4 protein-coding genes are annotated in these 3,407 nt (G+C 45.0%); all 4 read right to left on the minus strand.

Going from position 1 to position 3,407, the window contains the following annotated elements; all coding sequences use genetic code 11:
- Positions 1-152 precede the first annotated feature (152 nt).
- The gene (locus tag V2I46_14565) at positions 153-1,493 is read right to left on the minus strand and encodes a TlpA disulfide reductase family protein (protein ID MEE4178724.1); all 1,341 of its coding nucleotides are present in this window, start codon (positions 1,491-1,493) and stop codon (positions 153-155) included.
- Positions 1,494-1,833: 340 nt separating this feature from the next.
- Positions 1,834-2,436 (minus strand): YdeI/OmpD-associated family protein, encoded by a 603-nt coding sequence (locus tag V2I46_14570; GenBank protein MEE4178725.1) that lies wholly within the window; start codon positions 2,434-2,436, stop codon positions 1,834-1,836.
- Positions 2,433-2,900 (minus strand): DUF4180 domain-containing protein, encoded by a 468-nt coding sequence (locus V2I46_14575; protein MEE4178726.1) that lies wholly within the window; start codon positions 2,898-2,900, stop codon positions 2,433-2,435. The genes V2I46_14570 and V2I46_14575 overlap by 4 nt, the downstream gene beginning before the upstream one ends.
- Before the next feature lie 287 nt (positions 2,901-3,187).
- Positions 3,188-3,407 (minus strand): DUF6266 family protein (locus V2I46_14580; GenBank protein MEE4178727.1); only part of this gene is annotated, 220 nt, incomplete at its 5' end.

Raw genomic sequence — 3,407 nt, forward strand, 5'->3', positions numbered from 1 at the left:
AACCTTAAACCTTGAACCTTAAACCTTGAACCTTAAACCTTGAACCTTAAACCTAACCCCCATTCCTGTCTTCCAGCCAGGTTACCGGGGGCTGCAGCCCCTGAATAAGGGCAGCCTCCTTGATTTTTTACACCGGTTGTTTGGTGCCGGTTTTACAGAAGTTGCTCAAGTTTTTCTTTAATCATTGAGGGGTTATCTGCTGTTGCGTCCAGGATATTTCCCTTTTCATCAATCAAAATGTATCTTGGAAAAGCTTTTGCATTATAATCGTTGTTGAACGGATGGTTTGTTCCTGCTGTCCAAAGATTAACCGTATTTGTGAATTGAAACTCTTTTATTTTACTTAACCATTTTTCCCTGTCATCATCAGCAGAAATAGAAATAAAAACGATATTTTCATTTTTATATTCGTCTGAAAGCTTTTTCATTTCAGGCATTTCTTTCAGGCAGGGCCCGCAAAATGAACTCCAGCAATCTATGTATACAAATTTTCCATAAAAGTCAGAAAGCCTGACAACATTTCCACCATCATCTGCTATTTCAAATTCAGGTGCTTTTTCCCCTATAGCCAGTCTGCTCCAGCTATTATATTTCCCGGTCAGGAATTCTTTCCGCTCCTGGTCATTTATGTAAGGCAGAAAATCCTGGTATATGCTGTCCAGTCCATCTGTTCCATTAAAGTTTATATAAGTAATGAACTTCGCATAGATGATTTCTTCAAACATTTCCTTCTCAGTAAATAATTCCTTCGCCAACAGGTACTTGTCTTGGAAATCTTTTGCCTTATGATCCAGGTATGCACTTAAGGCTTCCCGGTAAACTTTGAATTTGAACAGCTCTGCCTGGCCAGGCTCAACCTGGTCGGTAAACTGGTAATAATTGCCCGGAAGCTCTGCCTTCGTATTGGTTAACATCTCATAAAAACCCGGATAACCAAATTGCTGATTAATCCAGTAATAGTCGATAAGCAGGCTTTCAGTATTGAAGAAATTATCAGAAATATTTGGATTCAGATCTTTGTAATCACGCAATAATTTGGTTCTTACCTGTTTAATGCTGTCAACCGATTTCAGGAAGCTTTCCGGATTGGATGAAAAAAGAGCGATATCAATCATTCTCGGGTCGCCAAAACCCAGTTCTTTCATTAACTCGCGCCCTTTAAATAAATATTCACTTTCTTCAAAACCATTTCCAGAAAATTGAACCTGTATATTTGCCTTGTCATAATGTATGAAAATACTATCACCAGGTTCAGCATACAGCGGAATCCATTCATCCAGTTTTAATTCTATATAATTGTCCTTCAAGTCACTAATAACAAAGGAATAGCTGCCTCCAACGATGGTGTCGACGTATGTTGAATCATTGGTTTTTAGTTCTGCAACACTAATCTCAGAGTTTCCCGGAGATCCAGCAATTCTGATTGTATGATTGCCTTTTCTACTACATCCCAGGAAGAGAACCAATGGAATTAAAATCAAAAATTTTTTCATATATATTGTTTTTATATTAGAAATCTTGTCACTTAATCGTGCAGCCAAGGCATTTAGAACGATGATAAAATCATACCCACGCTGATTCTGCCGGTGCTTTTAAGGCCGTAAATATAGGGCATTGCAATAAATCCTCAAAAGGGAGGATGGAATTAATCTGTGTTTGCCCCGGTATCTGGTTGAAAATTCCAGTGGCAGAGGCGTTGAAAAGTTGAATAAATAATGACCTTGAACCTTGAACCTTAAACCTTAAACCTTAAACCTTAAACCCAACCCCATTCCTGTTTTCCTGTCCGGGATGAATGAGCAGGGCGCCACACCAGGCCAGCGGGTCTCTGGTTCAGGAAACCCGCTTGTGTTGTCGGCTTTCCCTTATGGCTTTTTCCAGTCGCGATTGCCTGGTTTTTTCCTGCACCCCGCTCATGATCCAGCGCATGATTGCCTTTTTATACGAGGGCGCTTGTTTCACGAAAAACGCCCAGGCCTCGGGGTCCTCCCTGAACCGTTTTTCATAGGCTGAACCATGAAATACCCGGTCCTTTTCCTGCAAGGAAATCCCGGGTTCATTTACTTTCCTTAAACTAAAGGCCTTCAGCCCGGCAGCCTTCATCAGCCCCGCTTCGGTGAGCGCTTCCGCTTTCCTGATATTGACTTCACTCCAGTTGCTTCCGGGCCTGCGCGGGGTAAAACGAATGCAGTAACACTCCCTGTCAATCGATTTCCTGATGCCGTCGATCCAGCCAAAACAAAGGGCCTGGTCAACCGATTCAGACCAGCTCATGGAAGGCTTCCCGCTTGCAACCTTGTAAAACCCGACCATGAGCTCCGTCTCTTTTTCATGATGCATCTCCAGCCAGGTCCTGAATTCCTCCTGGCTGTTAAAAAAGACTGCCGTTTCTTTTAAGGGGTTCGGTCCCGGGCTTCCCTCTTGGTTCCCGTTCATCGCTCGGAAAGGGTTTTCAGGGCTTCCGCGCTGCTTGATACAAAGCTGACGTGTCGGCCTTTGTTGCTCTCAAAAATAAAGTCCTTCAGGCTTTTGCTGCTGTACCTGGCGAAATCACCCACAATGGCAAGGCGCACCCGGTAGGTGGAGAATTTTTGAAGGATCTCACCGGCCATCCCGTTTTTCAGGTCGAAAAAATCGGGCGTGATGTTCTTCTCGTGGATCACGATCTTATCAAAGCCCTGATAGTAAAGGTTTCCCAATAAGTCTAACCCGTCTCCCGACTTGCTGATGATATTCCCTTCCGCGATCAGTTCTGCAATTTTCGTGCCCTTTACATGGTGCGTCTTTATGGTCATTTTTTCTTCACTTTGACAGGCAGGAGGCTCCTGTGCATTGCCTGCCGTAGGATTATCAGGATGAAAATATCCTGCACATTCGAATGGCTGCCGGATTTTTTGCACGACAAAATCATTCCGGTGCTTTTCAGGCGGTAAATATAGGGCATTGTCATAAATCCTCAAAAGGGAGGATGGAATTAATCTGTGTTTGCCCCGGAATCTGGTTGAAAATTCCAGTGGCAGAGGCGTTGAAAAGTTGAATAAAAAATGACCTTAACCTTGAATCCGCTGGTTAGCGGACAGGCCCTTGAACCTTGAATCCGCTGGTTAGCGGACAGGCCCTTGAACCTTGAACCAAAAACACCTCCCCCGCCAGACAAGACAGAGGAGGTGTTAAAAGGCTCATCCGCTTAGGTCACCGTCACGGTGCCGGCGAAGACGCTGTTGGCGATGGCATCACGGCCACCTGTGCTGAGCAGGTCGTCGAGGAGGGTGAAGACCAGGTACACATGCACATCGTCGCCTACATAGGCTTCGGGCACGGTGATCTCGGCCAGTCCGTCGCCACGCTGTCCTGCCTGGAGCAGCACATCCACGTCGGCCTTGGCGGGGTTGACCACCACCAGCATG

The sequence above is a fragment of the Bacteroides sp. genome (assembly GCA_036351255.1).
Classification (GTDB): Bacteria; Bacteroidota; Bacteroidia; order Bacteroidales; family UBA7960; genus UBA7960.

Bases quoted from the DNA above. Each gene is read 5' to 3' on its own strand.
- V2I46_14565 (MEE4178724.1), bottom strand. From the start codon at position 1,493: ATGAAAAAATTTTTGATTTTAATTCCATTGGTTCTCTTCCTGGGATGT.
- V2I46_14570 (MEE4178725.1), bottom strand. From the start codon at position 2,436: ATGAACGGGAACCAAGAGGGAAGCCCGGGACCGAACCCCTTAAAAGAA.